11 protein-coding genes are annotated in these 13,860 nt (G+C 62.1%); 5 read left to right on the top strand and 6 right to left on the bottom strand.

Annotation, left to right across the window (positions count from 1 at the left end):
* Positions 1-4: 4 nt before the first annotated feature.
* Positions 5-1,387 (top strand): MFS transporter, encoded by a 1,383-nt coding sequence (locus PMI07_RS05445; protein WP_007764619.1) that lies wholly within the window; start codon positions 5-7, stop codon positions 1,385-1,387.
* 202 nt (positions 1,388-1,589) lie between these two features.
* Here the strand turns inward: PMI07_RS05445 and purH are convergent, their stop codons facing one another.
* From purH to htpX, 4 genes are all read right to left on the bottom strand, one after another.
* Complete coding sequence (gene purH, locus PMI07_RS05440; RefSeq protein ID WP_007764622.1) at positions 1,590-3,206, bottom strand: bifunctional phosphoribosylaminoimidazolecarboxamide formyltransferase/IMP cyclohydrolase; 1,617 nt, start codon at positions 3,204-3,206, stop codon at positions 1,590-1,592.
* A gap of 85 nt (positions 3,207-3,291) precedes the next feature.
* On the bottom strand, positions 3,292-4,974 hold the full coding sequence (locus tag PMI07_RS05435) for a heparinase II/III family protein (protein WP_024163583.1): 1,683 nt from the start codon (positions 4,972-4,974) through the stop codon (positions 3,292-3,294).
* 100 nt (positions 4,975-5,074) lie between these two features.
* Positions 5,075-6,487 carry a transcription antitermination factor NusB gene (locus tag PMI07_RS05430; protein ID WP_007763402.1) on the bottom strand — a complete coding sequence of 471 codons (1,413 nt, stop codon included), beginning with the start codon at positions 6,485-6,487 and terminating at the stop codon, positions 5,075-5,077.
* Positions 6,484-7,458: a zinc metalloprotease HtpX gene (htpX, locus tag PMI07_RS05425; RefSeq protein ID WP_007763401.1), complete on the bottom strand. Its 975-nt coding sequence runs from the start codon at positions 7,456-7,458 to the stop codon at positions 6,484-6,486. Before htpX ends, PMI07_RS05430 begins: the two co-directional genes overlap by 4 nt.
* Between htpX and PMI07_RS36035 the strand changes: the two genes are divergently transcribed.
* The 3 genes from PMI07_RS36035 to PMI07_RS05410 all read left to right on the top strand — a co-directional run bounded on the left by PMI07_RS36035 (position 7,436) and on the right by PMI07_RS05410 (position 8,896).
* Positions 7,436-7,798 (top strand): DUF1674 domain-containing protein, encoded by a 363-nt coding sequence (locus PMI07_RS36035; protein WP_348626228.1) that lies wholly within the window; start codon positions 7,436-7,438, stop codon positions 7,796-7,798. The two genes, htpX and PMI07_RS36035, sit on opposite strands and share 23 nt — an antisense overlap.
* A 342-nt stretch (positions 7,799-8,140) precedes the next feature.
* Positions 8,141-8,350 (top strand): DUF1508 domain-containing protein, encoded by a 210-nt coding sequence (locus tag PMI07_RS05415; RefSeq protein WP_007763396.1) that lies wholly within the window; start codon positions 8,141-8,143, stop codon positions 8,348-8,350.
* A gap of 99 nt (positions 8,351-8,449) precedes the next feature.
* Positions 8,450-8,896 carry a thermonuclease family protein gene (locus PMI07_RS05410; protein WP_024163582.1) on the top strand — a complete coding sequence of 149 codons (447 nt, stop codon included), beginning with the start codon at positions 8,450-8,452 and terminating at the stop codon, positions 8,894-8,896.
* A gap of 37 nt (positions 8,897-8,933) precedes the next feature.
* Here PMI07_RS05410 and acs read toward each other — a convergent pair whose 3' ends face one another.
* The gene (acs, locus tag PMI07_RS05405) at positions 8,934-10,886 is read right to left on the bottom strand and encodes an acetate--CoA ligase (protein WP_007773065.1); all 1,953 of its coding nucleotides are present in this window, start codon (positions 10,884-10,886) and stop codon (positions 8,934-8,936) included.
* A gap of 239 nt (positions 10,887-11,125) precedes the next feature.
* Between acs and PMI07_RS05400 the strand changes: the two genes are divergently transcribed.
* Positions 11,126-11,842: a DUF1013 domain-containing protein gene (locus PMI07_RS05400; protein WP_007773062.1), complete on the top strand. Its 717-nt coding sequence runs from the start codon at positions 11,126-11,128 to the stop codon at positions 11,840-11,842.
* A gap of 57 nt (positions 11,843-11,899) precedes the next feature.
* Here the strand turns inward: PMI07_RS05400 and PMI07_RS05395 are convergent, their stop codons facing one another.
* A complete protein-coding gene (locus tag PMI07_RS05395) occupies positions 11,900-13,831 on the bottom strand; it encodes a propionyl-CoA synthetase (protein WP_024163581.1) in 1,932 nt (643 codons plus the stop codon).
* Between the last annotated feature and the right edge of the window lie 29 nt (positions 13,832-13,860).

Below are 13,860 nucleotides of genomic sequence, written 5' to 3'. Positions count from 1 at the left end.
AAAAATGGCCGTTACTGATGTGGACGATGCGCCGGTGAAAACGAGCCGGCGCGGCATCTGGGGCTGGATGTTCTTCGATTGGGCCGCCCAACCGTTTTTCACCGTCGTCACCACCTTCATCTTCGGCCCCTATTTCGTCGCCCGGCTGACCGAGGACCCGGTTTCCGCGCAGGCCGCTTGGAGCAACATGGCGACGATCTCGTCGCTGGTCATCGCCGTCTTTTCGCCGGTCCTCGGCTCGATCGCCGACCAGGCAGGCCCGCGAAAACCCTGGATTGCCTTTTTCGCGGTGATCAAGATCGCCTGCGTCTCGGCCCTCTGGTTTGCGGCACCCGGTTCACCGATCATCTGGCCGATGATCTTCATGATCTTCGCATCGATTGCCACGGAATTTTCGACCGTCTTCAACGATTCCATGATGCCGCGACTGGTGTCCAAGCAGGATGTCGGCCGCATATCCAACGTCGCCTGGGGGCTCGGGTATCTCGGCGGCATGATCGTGCTGATCGCGGTCGTGACACTGCTTGCCGCCAATCCCGAAAGCGGCAAAACCCTGATCGGCATTCCCCCGCTCTTCGGCCTCGATCCGCATCTCGGCGAGGATGCCCGCATCACCGGGCCGATCTCGGCCTTCTGGTATTTCCTGTTCATCCTGCCGATGTTCTTCTTCACGCCGGACGCCAGGAAGGGCCTGCCGCTCGTCGATGCGGTCCGCTCCGGCATAGGGGAGCTCGGCGGCACGCTGCGCGACCTGAGGCAGCGCACCGGCATCACCAGGTTCCTGATTGCCCGCATGCTCTATCAGGACGGCGTCAACGGCCTGCTGATCCTCGGCGGCACGTTCGCGGCCGGCATGTTCGGCTGGGCGACGATCGAGATCGGCATCTACGGCATCATCCTGAACGTCGTGGCAATCTTCGGCTGCATCGTCGCCGGCTGGCTGGACCGCCTGCTCGGCTCGAAGATCGTCGTGATCATCAGCCTGGTTCTGCTGGTCATCGCCACCCTCGGAATCATTTCCACCGGCCCGGGCTTCGTCTTCTTCGGCCTTCTGCCTCTTTCGGCAGAGGACAGCGGCGGCCTGTTCGGCACCGCTGCGGAAAAGGCCTATATCCTGTTCGGACTGCTGATCGGCATCGCCTTCGGGCCGGTCCAGGCCTCGTCGCGATCCTACCTTGCCCGCAGCGTCAGTCTTTCGGAGACCGGCCGATATTTCGGCATCTACGCACTGTCCGGCCGGGCGACCAGCTTCCTCGCCACCCTGTTCTTCTCGCTCATGACCTATGCCAGCGGCTCCGCCCGGCTCGGCATGGCCACGCTGCTGATCTTCCTCGTGGCGGGGTTGGTTCTGCTGTTTGCGACGCCTTATCCGGCGAACAGGAAGTAGAGACGGATAGCTATTCGGCTGGGAGGTGGATCCTCGGGTCAAGCCCGAGGATGACGGAGCCCATAGGATTGCCTGGTGAAAGCAAGAAATCTAGTGGTTCATCAAACGTCTCTTTGGGCAGCCTTGAAACACCCCCACCACCGTCATCCTCGGGCTTGACCCGAGGATCCACGCCACACCCTCAGAGCATGACATCCGGCAATCAGTGCCGGAAATGCCGCATTCCTGTGAACACCATGGCCACGCCATGCTCGTCCGCCGCCGCAATCACCTCGTCGTCGCGCATCGAGCCACCCGGCTGGATGACCGCCGTGGCTCCTGCGGCGATCGCCGACAGCAGGCCGTCAGCGAAGGGGAAGAAGGCTTCCGAGGCAACGGCGGAACCCTTGGTCATCGGCTCGGCCCAGCCCATCGCCTTCGCCGCTTCTTCCGCCTTGATGCCGGCGATGCGGGCGGAATCGACGCGGCTCATCTGGCCGGCCCCGATGCCGGCCGTCTGGCCGTCCTTGGCGTAGACGATCGCATTCGACTTCACGTGCTTGGCGACCTTGAAGGCGAACTTCATGTCTTCATGCTCGGTCGGCGTCGGCGCACGCTTGGTGACGACGCGCAGGTCGATATCCTCGACCATGCCGTTGTCGCGGGTCTGGACCAGCAGGCCGCCCGAAACGGTCTTCGCCGTCAGGCCGCGCGAGCGCGGGTCCGGCAGGCCGCCGGTCACCAGCAGGCGCAGGTTCTTCTTGGCGGCAATGATCGCCTGGGCCTCGTCGGAAACTTCCGGCGCGATGATGACTTCCGTGAACAGCTTGACGATCTCTTCGGCCGTCTCTGCATCAAGAAGCTGGTTCACGGCAATGATGCCGCCGAAGGCCGAGGTGGAATCGCAGGCGAGCGCCCTGAGATAGGCTTGCCTAAGGCTCGGGCCGGTCGCCACGCCGCAAGGGTTGGCGTGCTTGATGATCGCGCAGGCCGGCGCCTTTTCCGGCGAGAACTCGGCAATCAACTCGAAGGCACCGTCCGTATCGTTGATATTGTTGTAGGAGAGCTGCTTGCCCTGCAGCAGTTTTGCGGTCGCCACGCCCGGACGGTTCTCGCCGGTCACGTAGAAGCCTGCGCTCTGGTGCGGGTTTTCGCCGTAGCGCATCTCTTCTTTCAGCACGCCGCCGATCGTCCGGTAGCGCGGGATCTCGATGTCGAGCGCTTCCGCGAACCAGTTGGAAATCGCCGTATCGTAGGCCGCCGTGCGGGCATAGGCCTTGGCCGCGAGCTTCTGGCGGAAGGCGTAGACCGTCTGGCCGTCGTTCGAACGCAGCGCCTCGATCAGCGCCGGATAATCGGAAGGATCGGTGACGGTGGTCACATAGGCGTGGTTCTTGGCCGATGCGCGGATCATCGCCGGGCCGCCGATATCGATATTCTCGACCGTCGTCGGATAGTCGCCGCCGGCGGCGCGCACTTCCTCGAACGGATAGAGATTGATGACGGCAAGATCGATGCCCTCGATGCCATGTTCCTTCATCGCCGCGACATGTTCCGCATCATCGCGGATCGCCAGCAGACCGCCATGCACTGTCGGATGCAGCGTCTTGACACGGCCGTCCATGATTTCCGGGAAACCGGTGACTTCCGACACATCGGTGACGGCCAGGCCCGCAGCGGCGATCGCCTTGTGCGTACCACCGGTCGACAGCAGCTTCACGCCCTGATCGGTGAGCGCCTGGGCAAGCTCGACGATGCCGGTCTTGTCGGAAACTGAAAGCAGCGCGGTGCGAATCCTGATGCGGTCGGGAGCGGGAATTTTCTTGGAAACGACGGCCATCGGTCTCTCCTGGAAACGCGCCGCGGAACCCGGCGCAAGGTAAGGTGGCCGCCCGTTAGCACAGCTTGGCAGAAGAAGAAACGCCCTATTCGCCGCGTCTCAGCATCCAGCGTATTTCCGATGTCTCCGGCGGAGAAAACTCGATGACCAGCTGCTGGCTCGGCCGCACGCCGGAAACGTCTGCAAAGAAGATATCCTCGTCGATCATCACCTGCAGCCCCGGTGCCGCAAAGATCCAGGTCTCACCGTCCGGCGCGCGCATGCTGACGCTTTCCTCGTCCCGCCGCGAAAGCGTGATGACCGGGTGGATGTGGAAGCGCGCCACCGCCAGGAAAGGCCCGTTATCGGCAGCCTCGCCCTCGGGCAGGTAAAACCGGTCATGGCCCTTGATCTTGTTGCCCTTCACATTGAGGCCGATCTCGCGCTCGTGGAAAAACCCGAACTGGTGGACGTAACCGTCGTGGCTGGCCCGCAGCCAGTCATTGCCATGCATGTCGTCCCAGCGTTCCACCTCCACCTCCGACACGCCGCCGAGCAGCATGGAGCCCGCGAAGCGGGACCGGATGATGCGGCTGGACGAGGTTTCGTTGAGCGTCACCGTCGAATGGGCGGGCGTCGAGCGCGACATGTGCCGATAGTTGCGGCCGGCATATTTGGGCGACCCGCAATTGACGATGAAACGATGCCGGCCCGCCGACATCTCGAAGGAAAGACAGCCCGCATGCGCGCCGCGCGAAAGCCCGGGGGAGAGCGGCCGGCCGGTATCGACAATCAGCGTCGTACCGTCCGCCGAGAGGCGGTGGTAGTGCATGTGCGGCAATGCCTTGAACGGCTTGCCCGCCGTTTCGTCATAACGCAGCACCGACATCAGCTCGCTCGCGGGCGTCGAACTGGCGCCGTTGAAGAGCGCGAGATCGCCGTCCTGGTGCCGGAAGAAGCGAAGCGCCGGATACATCCGATCGATCGTCGGAATGAGTTTTTGCGGCAGGTCGTGGCCGAGATTGATATAGGTCTGGCGAAGCGGCAGGAGATCGATCAGCAAATCGAGCACCGCCCGCGGATTACGTGAAACGTGGCCGCCGTCGGCAAGGATCTGCCGTTCAAGCTCCCGATCCAGCCGCCCACCCTCACGACGGATATAGGCAGCCCGCGTCGGCATCGAGATCGAGGCCATGGCGAGCGCGATCCTGAGCCTCAGCCGCGTATCGCCCTCTGGCGTGCAGCCGGCTATCTTTCTCAAGTAGCGGACCTGATAGGCGAGGCTTTTCATGAAGCGGCGGTAGAAGCCGGCCTCGGCGCCCTGCAGCACCACGGTCGAATGCGAGAGCCAGGCGATCACCCGTTCCGCCGCCACATGCGCTTCCCAGGCAATGCCCTTCGGGCTTCGGCCGTAAAGCGCTATCCAGTCCGCGACCACCTGACGAGCACTGGCACAGGCCACTTCCGTCTTGTTGGTGCGGATGTGACGAAGCCAGGCGAACGAATGCAGCCGCTCCGCCGCTGCCCGCGACGGCAGCTCGACGGAGAACGGCGATTGGCCATAGGTTTCGAGAATCCGCCCCGCGAGCGGGAACCGGCCTTCCAGGATCTCCTCCGCCACGAACGGATCGAGCGCCCGCAGATCCGTCGGCGCAACGATCAGCCGGTCCGGCACCTGCATCGAAAAGGAGGTCACGGCCAGGCGAAATCCAGCGGACCGCCGGCAAAGGCGCCGCCAGATTTCCCGCAAGCCGAAGGACAGGAGCCTCCGGCGATCCGCGAGCCGCATCTTCAATCTGGAATACTCCGCAGGAATCAGCCTCCGCCCCGCCGGCGGGAATCAACTATTAGATTGTTCGAAAGTATCAGCCGGTATGGTGAAGAAAGCCTTACCGTACCTGGAGCACGCTCGCGAAGAAGCCATCCATGCCGCCCACAAAATTTTCGGCCGCGGGCAGCATGGCCGGCGTGGTGCGGAATTCCCCGAGCGGCGAAATTGCCCCTTCCAGCCCCGGCCAGTCTTTGGGATTGACGGCCAGACGTTTCAATTCGGGATGGTCCTTGAGCACACGCACGACCAGTTCTTCCCCCTCTGCCGAATCAAGCGAGCAATTGGAGAAAACGATAAGGCCGCCCGGTTTCACCAGCGTGACGGCATGGCGCAGCATCTTTTCCTGAAGCGCCGCAAGCTTGGTGACATCCTCCGGTCCCTTGGTCCAGAGCACGTCCGGATGCCGGCGCGTCGTGCCGGTCGAGGAACAGGGCGCATCGAGCAGCACGCCATCCAGCAACTCTTCCGGCTTGAACTCGAAAAGGTCGCCACCGACCAGCTCCGCCTCGTAGCCAAGCCGTCCGAGATTTTCCTTCAGCCGTGCCAGCCGGTTGCCGGATTGCTCGACGGCGATCACCTCGGCACCGGCCGCAATCAGCTGCGCCGTCTTGCCGCCGGGGGCCGCGCAGAGATCGGCGACCTTCTTGCCCTTGAGATCGCCGAACAGCTTTGCAGGAATGCTGGCCGCGACATCCTGCACCCACCAGACGCCGTCCTCGAACCCTCCGAGCGCGGAAACCGCCCCATCGAAGGCCGTCAGGCGAATGCTGCCGGTCGGCAGAACCGTGCCGCCGAGCTTTTCCGCCCAGGCAGCGGGATCGGACTTGACCGTCAGGTCGATGGCCGCCGGAACAAGCTGCGCTTCGGCGATACGATCCGCCTCCGCCTCGCCATAGAGGGCGACCAGGCGCTTGCGGAACCATGCCGGTACCGGGGAAATCGTTGCAGTCGCGGCAAGGATCTCGTCCTTTTCCCGGTCCATCCGACGCAGGACCGCATTGACCAGCTTGGCGAAACGGCGGTTGCGCGGATCGCGGTTGGCCTGTTCGACTGCCAGGTCGACAGCGGCATGCGGCGGCACGTCGAGATGCAGGATCTGCGCCGCGGCAATCACCAGCACGTGGTGAAGCGCCCGCGCCCCTTCCGGCAGCGGCGTATCGATCAGCGACGCGATCGCCGCCTCGATGCGCGGCAGATGCCGGAGTGCGGTATTGAGAATGGCGCGGGTCAACGCCCGGTCGGCGTCGCTGAGCGCCCGATAGGCCGGATTGCCGTGGACGAGATCGAGCATGCCGTCGAGCGAGATCTTGCGGTCGATGACCGCCGCCAGCAACTTGGCGGCCGTGATCCGAACCTCGAGGCCCGCCTTGAAGGGGCCGCTTTCCCGCTCCGAATGAGCCGGTTTCCTGCGCTGTTCGGCTGGTTTGCCCGATAGCTTGTATGGCTTCTTGTTCTTCTTGGCTTCGTTCAAGACCAGGGACCTTTGCGCGGTTCATCCGAGCCGCGGCCCCAACCGGTATTCGGAACGGAGCGCGCGGTGCGCTGCGGTCTATCAGCCTGGAACCCGCCCGTCGAGGCACCGCCTCGAAAGCCACCGGGGAACTCCCCGGCCATCTGCTGGAGCGCGGCGATACGGTTCCCGGTGTCCGGGTGGGTCGAGAACAGGTTGTCCATGCGCTCGCCCGACAGCGGGTTGATGATGAACATATGCGCCGTCGCCGGATTGCGCTCGGCCTCGTAGTTCGGGATCTGATGCGCGGCGCCCGCGATCTTGTTGAGCGCCGAGGCGAGCCACAGCGGATTGCCGCAGATTTCGGCACCGCGACGGTCGGCCGAATATTCGCGCGTCCGGCTGATCGCCATCTGCACCAGCATCGCCGCGAAAGGCGCAACGATCATCGCCGCGATCACACCGATGAAGCCGAGCGGATTGTTGTTTTCGCGATTGCCACCGAAGAAGAAGGCGAAATTGCCGAGCATCGAGATCGCGCCGGCAAGCGTCGCGGTGATGGTCATGGTCAGCGTGTCGCGGTTCTGGATATGCGCCAGCTCGTGCGCCATCACGCCGGCCACCTCCTCATGGGTCAGCCGCTGCATCAGCCCGGTCGAGGCGGCAACGGCCGCGTTCTGCGGGTTGCGGCCGGTCGCAAAGGCGTTCGGCTGCGGATTGTCGTAGACATAGACCTTCGGCATCGGCAGGCCGGCATTGGCCGAAAGGTCGCGGATCATGTTGTAGAATTCCGGGGCGCTACGCGCATCGACCTCCTGGGCATGATAGGCCGACAGCACCATCTTGTCGGAATTCCAGTAGGAAAACAGGTTCATGCCGGCAGCGATCACCAGCGCGATCATCATGCCGCCCGTGCCGCCGATCAGAAAGCCGATCCCCATGAACAGGGCCGTCATGAAGGCCAGAAGCATGGCGGTGCGCATTACATTCATCGTCATCTCTCCCGTTGCCGATCGCCTCGAAGCCGCTAAAGGGTTTTCCCCCGGGCACGAACGTCCTATGATGTGGTCAATTCAACCAGAATTTTCAATAATCGACCCGGCAAAGCCCAAGATGCAAAACGCAGATAACGACAATTCGGAAATCGCACCGGAAGAAGCAGCCCCCAGGAAACCCCTTTCCCCGGCTGCCGAGCGCGCCCTGAAGGAAGCCGAAGAACGCCGCCAGGCGGCAGCCAGGGCCGAAATGCCCGAAGAATTCGGCGGTCGCGGCGGCGCCGACCCCGCCCGCTTCGGCGACTGGGAGATCAACGGCCGGGCGATCGATTTTTAGCGAACCGGCGAATGATTCGCTCACTAGGGATGGTAGGCTTACCGCTAGGAGTCGTCATCTAACCACAGCTGTAGAAATACAGAAAATCTTTTTAAATTAACGACTTATGTGCTTACTTGCTGAAGAAAAAGCGGCCTATATCTGGGCGCGCTTGACTCTTTCCGTAGAATCCAACTTACTTCGAGTTGCAAATGAAAAACCGCCACCCCCGGCCAAGGAAAGTGACGGTTTTGATTTTGTATCCCGCCCGTTGTCGGGCGCGGGACACGCCACTTAAGCGACTCTATTGAGTCAGAATTTTTCGCTGTGGTCAAGCCCGACGCTTTTAGCACGGAGGCCATGATGGCTACTCGCGAATACCCCTCGTATTGGATGTATAAGGATAATCGCAACGAATGGCGTTGGAGGTATGATGCCTCTAATGCCGAGACGATTGCGGTAAGCAGTGAAGGCTACATCAAAAGGTCTGATTGCCAGCGCGGCATCGACATTATGAAAGCATCCTACAACAGCCCTGTATGGCTGCCTTACGATCTCGTAGATGCCGCCTAAAATGACATTGATGCCGCTGCGACCTTGCTCTTCAGCGGCCTCGGAGACAAGTAAATATTCCTATTGACATTGTTCATGGAACGGAATTTATTCCTTTCCATGAACAATGCTCTTCTGTTTCTTGTTGGCACCGCCGCGGTGTTCACCACCGAAGCTGCAGCGCGTGACGAGATCTCCGGGCCGGTCGCAGCAGAAATCCTTCGGGTCATCGACGGTGATACGCTGTTGGTCGAAGCGCAGCCCTGGCCGCAGCAGAAGATGGAAGTTTATGTACGCATCCGCGGCATCGATGCGCCGGAACTGAAGTCGAAATGCGAGCGGATTCGCGAAGCGGGAATTGATGCACACCGTGCGCTTGAAGCGCTGGCAGCCCGATCACGCAAAATTCAGCTCACCCATATTTCCGGCGACAAATATTTCGGCCGCATCGTCGCTGACGTGGTGTTCTCCGACGGCCGCAATGCGGGGGCCGATCTGCTTCTCGCAGGCCTCGTGCAGACCTATGACGGCGGGCGCAAGCCGCGGCAGGTGTGCGACACGAACTGAAAAGGCCGCCCGGTGTCCCGAGCGGCCCTTTTTGAAATCAGCCCGCCTTGTTCTGGCGGTTGGCGATCAGGTCTTCCACCACGCCCGGATCGGCGAGCGTCGAGATATCCCCGAGCGAGCCGAAATCGTCCTCGGCGATCTTGCGCAGGATGCGGCGCATGATCTTGCCGGAGCGGGTCTTCGGCAGGCCGGGCGAAAATTGGATCTTGTCCGGTTGCGCGATCGGGCCGATTTCCTGGCGGACGTGCTTTACCAGTTCCTGGCGCAGCGCATCATTGCCTTCGTGGCCGGACATCAGGGTCACGTAGCAATAGATGCCCTGGCCCTTGATGTTGTGCGGATACCCGACGACGGCCGCTTCCGATACGAGATTGTGCGAGACGAGCGCCGATTCCACTTCCGCCGTGCCGAGCCGGTGGCCGGAGACGTTCAGCACGTCGTCGACGCGGCCGGTGATCCAGTAATAACCGTCCTCGTCGCGCCGGCAGCCGTCACCGGTGAAATATTTGCCCTTGTATATGGAGAAATAGGTCTGGATGAACCGCTCGTGGTCGCCATAGACCGTGCGCATCATGCCCGGCCACGCGTCGCTGATGCAGAGGTTGCCATCGGCTGCCCCTTCCAGCACCTTGCCCTCGTTGTCGACCAGTTCCGGCTTCACGCCGAAGAAGGGTTTGGTGGCAGAGCCCGGCTTCAGGTCGGTCGCGCCCGGCAGCGGCGTGATCATGTGGCCGCCGGTTTCCGTCTGCCACCAGGTATCGACGACCGGGCAGCGCTTGTCGCCGACCACGTTGTAATACCATTCCCAGGCTTCCGGATTGATCGGTTCGCCGACCGTGCCGAGCAGGCGCAGGCTTTCGCGCGAGGAGCGCTTCACGAATTCGTCGCCGGCGCCCATCAGTGAGCGGATCGCCGTCGGTGCGGTGTAGAAGATGTTGACCTTGTGCTTGTCGATGATTTCCCAGAACCGGCCCTGGTCGGGGAAGTTCGGCACGCCTTCGAACATCAGCGAGGTGGCGCAGTTCGCGAGCGGCCCGTAGACGATGTAGGAATGGCCGGTCACCCAGCCCACATCCGCCGTGCACCAGTAGATGTCGCCGTCATGGTAGTCGAACGTGTATTCATGGGTCATCGCCGCGAAGACGAGATAACCGCCGGTCGTGTGCAGCACGCCCTTCGGCTTGCCGGTGGAACCCGATGTGTAGAGGATGAACAGCGGATCTTCCGCCTTCATCTTCACCGGCTCGCAATGTTCCTTCACGGTGGCGATTTCCTGGTGGTACCAGAGGTCGCGACCGGGCGCCCAGCCGGTCTTGCCGCCGGTGCGGCGCACCACCACGACCTTGTTGACGATCACGTGCTGGCGGGCCGCGATATGGATCGCCGTATCGGTATTGTCCTTGAGCGGCACCGGCTTGCCGCCGCGCACGCCCTCGTCGCAGGTGATCACGAAGGTGGACTGGCAGTCGATGATTCGGCCGGCCAGTGCTTCCGGCGAAAAGCCGCCGAACACGACCGAATGCACCGCGCCGATACGGGCGCAGGCGAGCATCGCATAGGCCGCTTCGGGGATCATCGGCATGTAGATGGTGACGCGGTCGCCCTTCTTGACGCCGTGCTTCTTCAGGACGTTCGCCAGTCGGCAGACCTGATCGTAAAGCTGGTTATAGGTGATCTTCTTGTCGATATAGGGATTGTCGCCTTCCCAGATCAGCGCCGTGCGCTCCCCATGGGTCTTCAGGTGTCGGTCGATGCAATTGTAGGAGACGTTGGTCAGGCCGTCCTCGAACCACTTGATCGAGACCTTGCCCTTGAAGGACGTGTTCTTGACTTTCGTATAGGGCTTGAACCAGTCGATGCGCTTGCCGTGCTTGCCCCAGAACTTGTCCGGATCCTCGACGCTCTCCTCGTACCACTTTTCGTATTTGTCCTTGTCGATGAGCGCTTTTGCTTTGGCAGACTTGAGGACCGGGTAGACTTTTTCGGACATGAACACCTCCCTGAATTGGCACGCATGACGACGCATCGAGCCGTCAGCGATATGTGCCGCATTCATAACAGGTGAGGCAAGTGCGGCAATTAGACAAACGTTCATCCGGGCAGCGACGATCTCGCTTCAAAGATTTGCAATTCCGTCCCAATTCGATTATAGGGCGGTAAATTCCCGGAAATTGTGGTTGATACCCACGGCCCGCGACACCGGCGCGGACGGACAGAGGACCTATACCCATGGCTCAACAATTGCTCATGCCGAAGGCGACCGCTGTATGGCTGGTCGATAATACCGCGCTTTCCTTCGATCAGATCGCCAATTTCTGCAAGCTCCACCCGCTCGAGGTGAAGGCCATTGCAGACGGCGAAGCGGCGCAGGGCATCAAGGGCCTCGACCCGATCGCCACCGGTCAGCTTTCGCGCGATGAAATCGAGCGCGGCGAAAAGGACATCAACTACAAGCTGAAACTTTCCGAGCCGAAGGTTCGCGTGCCCGAATCGAAGCGCCGCGGCCCGCGCTACACGCCGGTCTCCAAGCGCCAGGATCGCCCGAACGCCATTCTCTGGCTGGTCCGCAACCATCCCGAACTGAAAGACGCCCAGATCTCCCGCCTCGTCGGCACCACCAAGTCGACGATCGAGCAGATCCGCGAGCGCACTCACTGGAACTCGACCAACCTGACGCCGATGGATCCGGTCACGCTCGGCCTCTGCAGCCAGATCGACCTCGACCTCGAAGTCGAACGCGCTTCCAAGGGCCGTCCTCTGCCGACCGCCGCCGAACTCGGCGCTTCCCTGCAGCCGGCGAGCGAAACCGAGAACCTCGGTTTCAGCTATCGCAACGAGCGCGAGGAAGAAAAGGAGAAGGAGATCGACGCGGACGCCGTTTTCGCCAAGCTCTCGTCGCTCAAGTCCACCCGTCGCGACGACGACGAGGAAGACGACCGCTTCTGATCGAACCTCTTTCGATTGTATCCAAAAGGCCCCGGATCGTCTCCGGGGCTTTTTCGTTCATGCGCTCTGTTTCAGGCCGCTGCCCTCGCGGGCATAACCGTTGGCCTTCAGGATCGCGGTGATCTCGTCCAGCACCGTCGCATCCTCGATCGTTGCCGGCATCTTCCATGGCATGTCGTCGGCGATCTTCTGCATCGTGCCGCGCAATATCTTGCCGGATCGGGTCTTCGGCAGCTTGTGAACCACCATCACCGTCTTGAACGCCGCGACGGGGCCGATCTCGTTGCGCACCAGTTCGGCCACTTCTCTCGCGATATCAGACGTTTCCCGTGAAACATGGTTCTTCAGCACCATGAAACCGCAAGGGATCTGCCCCTTGGTCGCATCATGGACGCCGATCACCGCGCATTCGGCGACATCGGGATGTTTGGCGCAGACTTCCTCCATCGCCCCGGTGGAAAGCCGGTGGCCGGCGCAGTTGATGATGTCGTCGGTGCGCGCCATCACGAAGATATAGCCGTCCTCGTCCATCATCCCGGCATCGGCCGTCTTATAGTAACCTGGAAACTCGTCGAGGCAGGCCTCGCGAAACCGCTGGTCGGCATTCCAGAAACTGACCAGGCAGCCAGGCGGCAGCGGCAGCGTGATGACGATATTGCCGAGCGTGCCGCGCGGCACCGGATGGCCGGCATCGTCCAGCACGTCGAGCGCATACCCCGGCATCGGCCGCGTCGGCGAACCGTGCTTGACCGGCATCAGACCGAGCCCGACGGTGTTGGCGGCTACCGGCCAGCCGGTTTCCGTCTGCCACCAGTGATCGATCACCGGGATCTTCAGCTTCTGCTCGGCCCATTTCAGCGTTTCCGAATCGGCCCGCTCGCCGGCGAGGAACAGCGCCCGCATCCCGAGAAGATCGTAGTTCTCGACCAGCTCGCCCTCAGGATCGTCGCGGCGGATCGCCCGGAAGGCCGTCGGCGCCGTGAACAGCACCTTCACGTCATGATCGCTGACGACGCGCCAGAACGTGCCCGCATCCGGCGTGCCGACAGGCTTGCCCTCGAAGATGACGCTGGTATTGCCGGTGAGCAGCGGCGCATAGACGATATAGGAATGGCCGACAACCCAGCCGATATCGGACGCCGTCCAGAACACCTCTCCCGGCCTGACGCCGAAAATGTTCTCCATGCTCCAATGCAGGGCCACCATGTGCCCGCCATTGTCGCGCACGACGCCCTTCGGTTGGCCGGTCGTTCCGGACGTATAGAGGATGTAGAGCGGATCGGTCGCCTTGACCGGCACGCACGGCACGTCCCTGCCCCGCGCCTTTTCGACGGTTTCCGCGAAATCCAGCTCTCCACGCTCCGGCCTCAGCTCCGCCAAGAGTTGTTCGCGCTGCAGGATAAGGCAATGTCTCGGCTTCAGGCGGGCAAGCTCAATCGCCTGGTCGAGCAGCGGCTTGTAGGCAACGGTGCGGCCGGGCTCGAGGCCACAGCTGGCGCTGATCACCAGTTTCGCTTCCGAATCGTTCAGACGCGCGGCCAGTTCCTGCGCCGCAAATCCGCCGAACACGACCGAATGCACAGCACCGAGCCGGGCGCAGGCCAGCATAGAGAAGATCGCTTCCGGCACCATCGGCATGTAGATGACGACGCGGTCGCCCTTGCCGATGCCGAGATCGCGCAGAACCGCGGCAATCGCCTTCACCTCGTCGAGAACCTCGGCATAGGTGAAAGTCTGCTGTTTTCCCGTCATGGCGCTGTCATGGATGAAGGCGCGCTGCCCGCCGCGGCCGGCCGCTACGTGCCGGTCGAGACAGTTGTAACAGGTATTGGTCTCGCCACCGGTGAACCAGCGTCCATAGACGCCCTGGTCACCGTCGAAAACCTTCTCCGGTTCCTTGAACCAGTCGATGGCGGTGGAAGCGCTTTTCCAGAACCCTTCCGGATCCCGTTGCCAGCCCTCATAAACGTCGAAATAGCGGCTTTGCATCTGCACCTCCCGTCACATGAGCACAGCCC

Source organism: Rhizobium sp. CF080, from assembly GCF_000282095.2.
Lineage (GTDB): Bacteria > Pseudomonadota > Alphaproteobacteria > Rhizobiales > Rhizobiaceae > Neorhizobium.
Note: the sequence above shows the minus strand (reverse complement) of the source record. Positions and strands in the feature narration are given on the sequence as shown.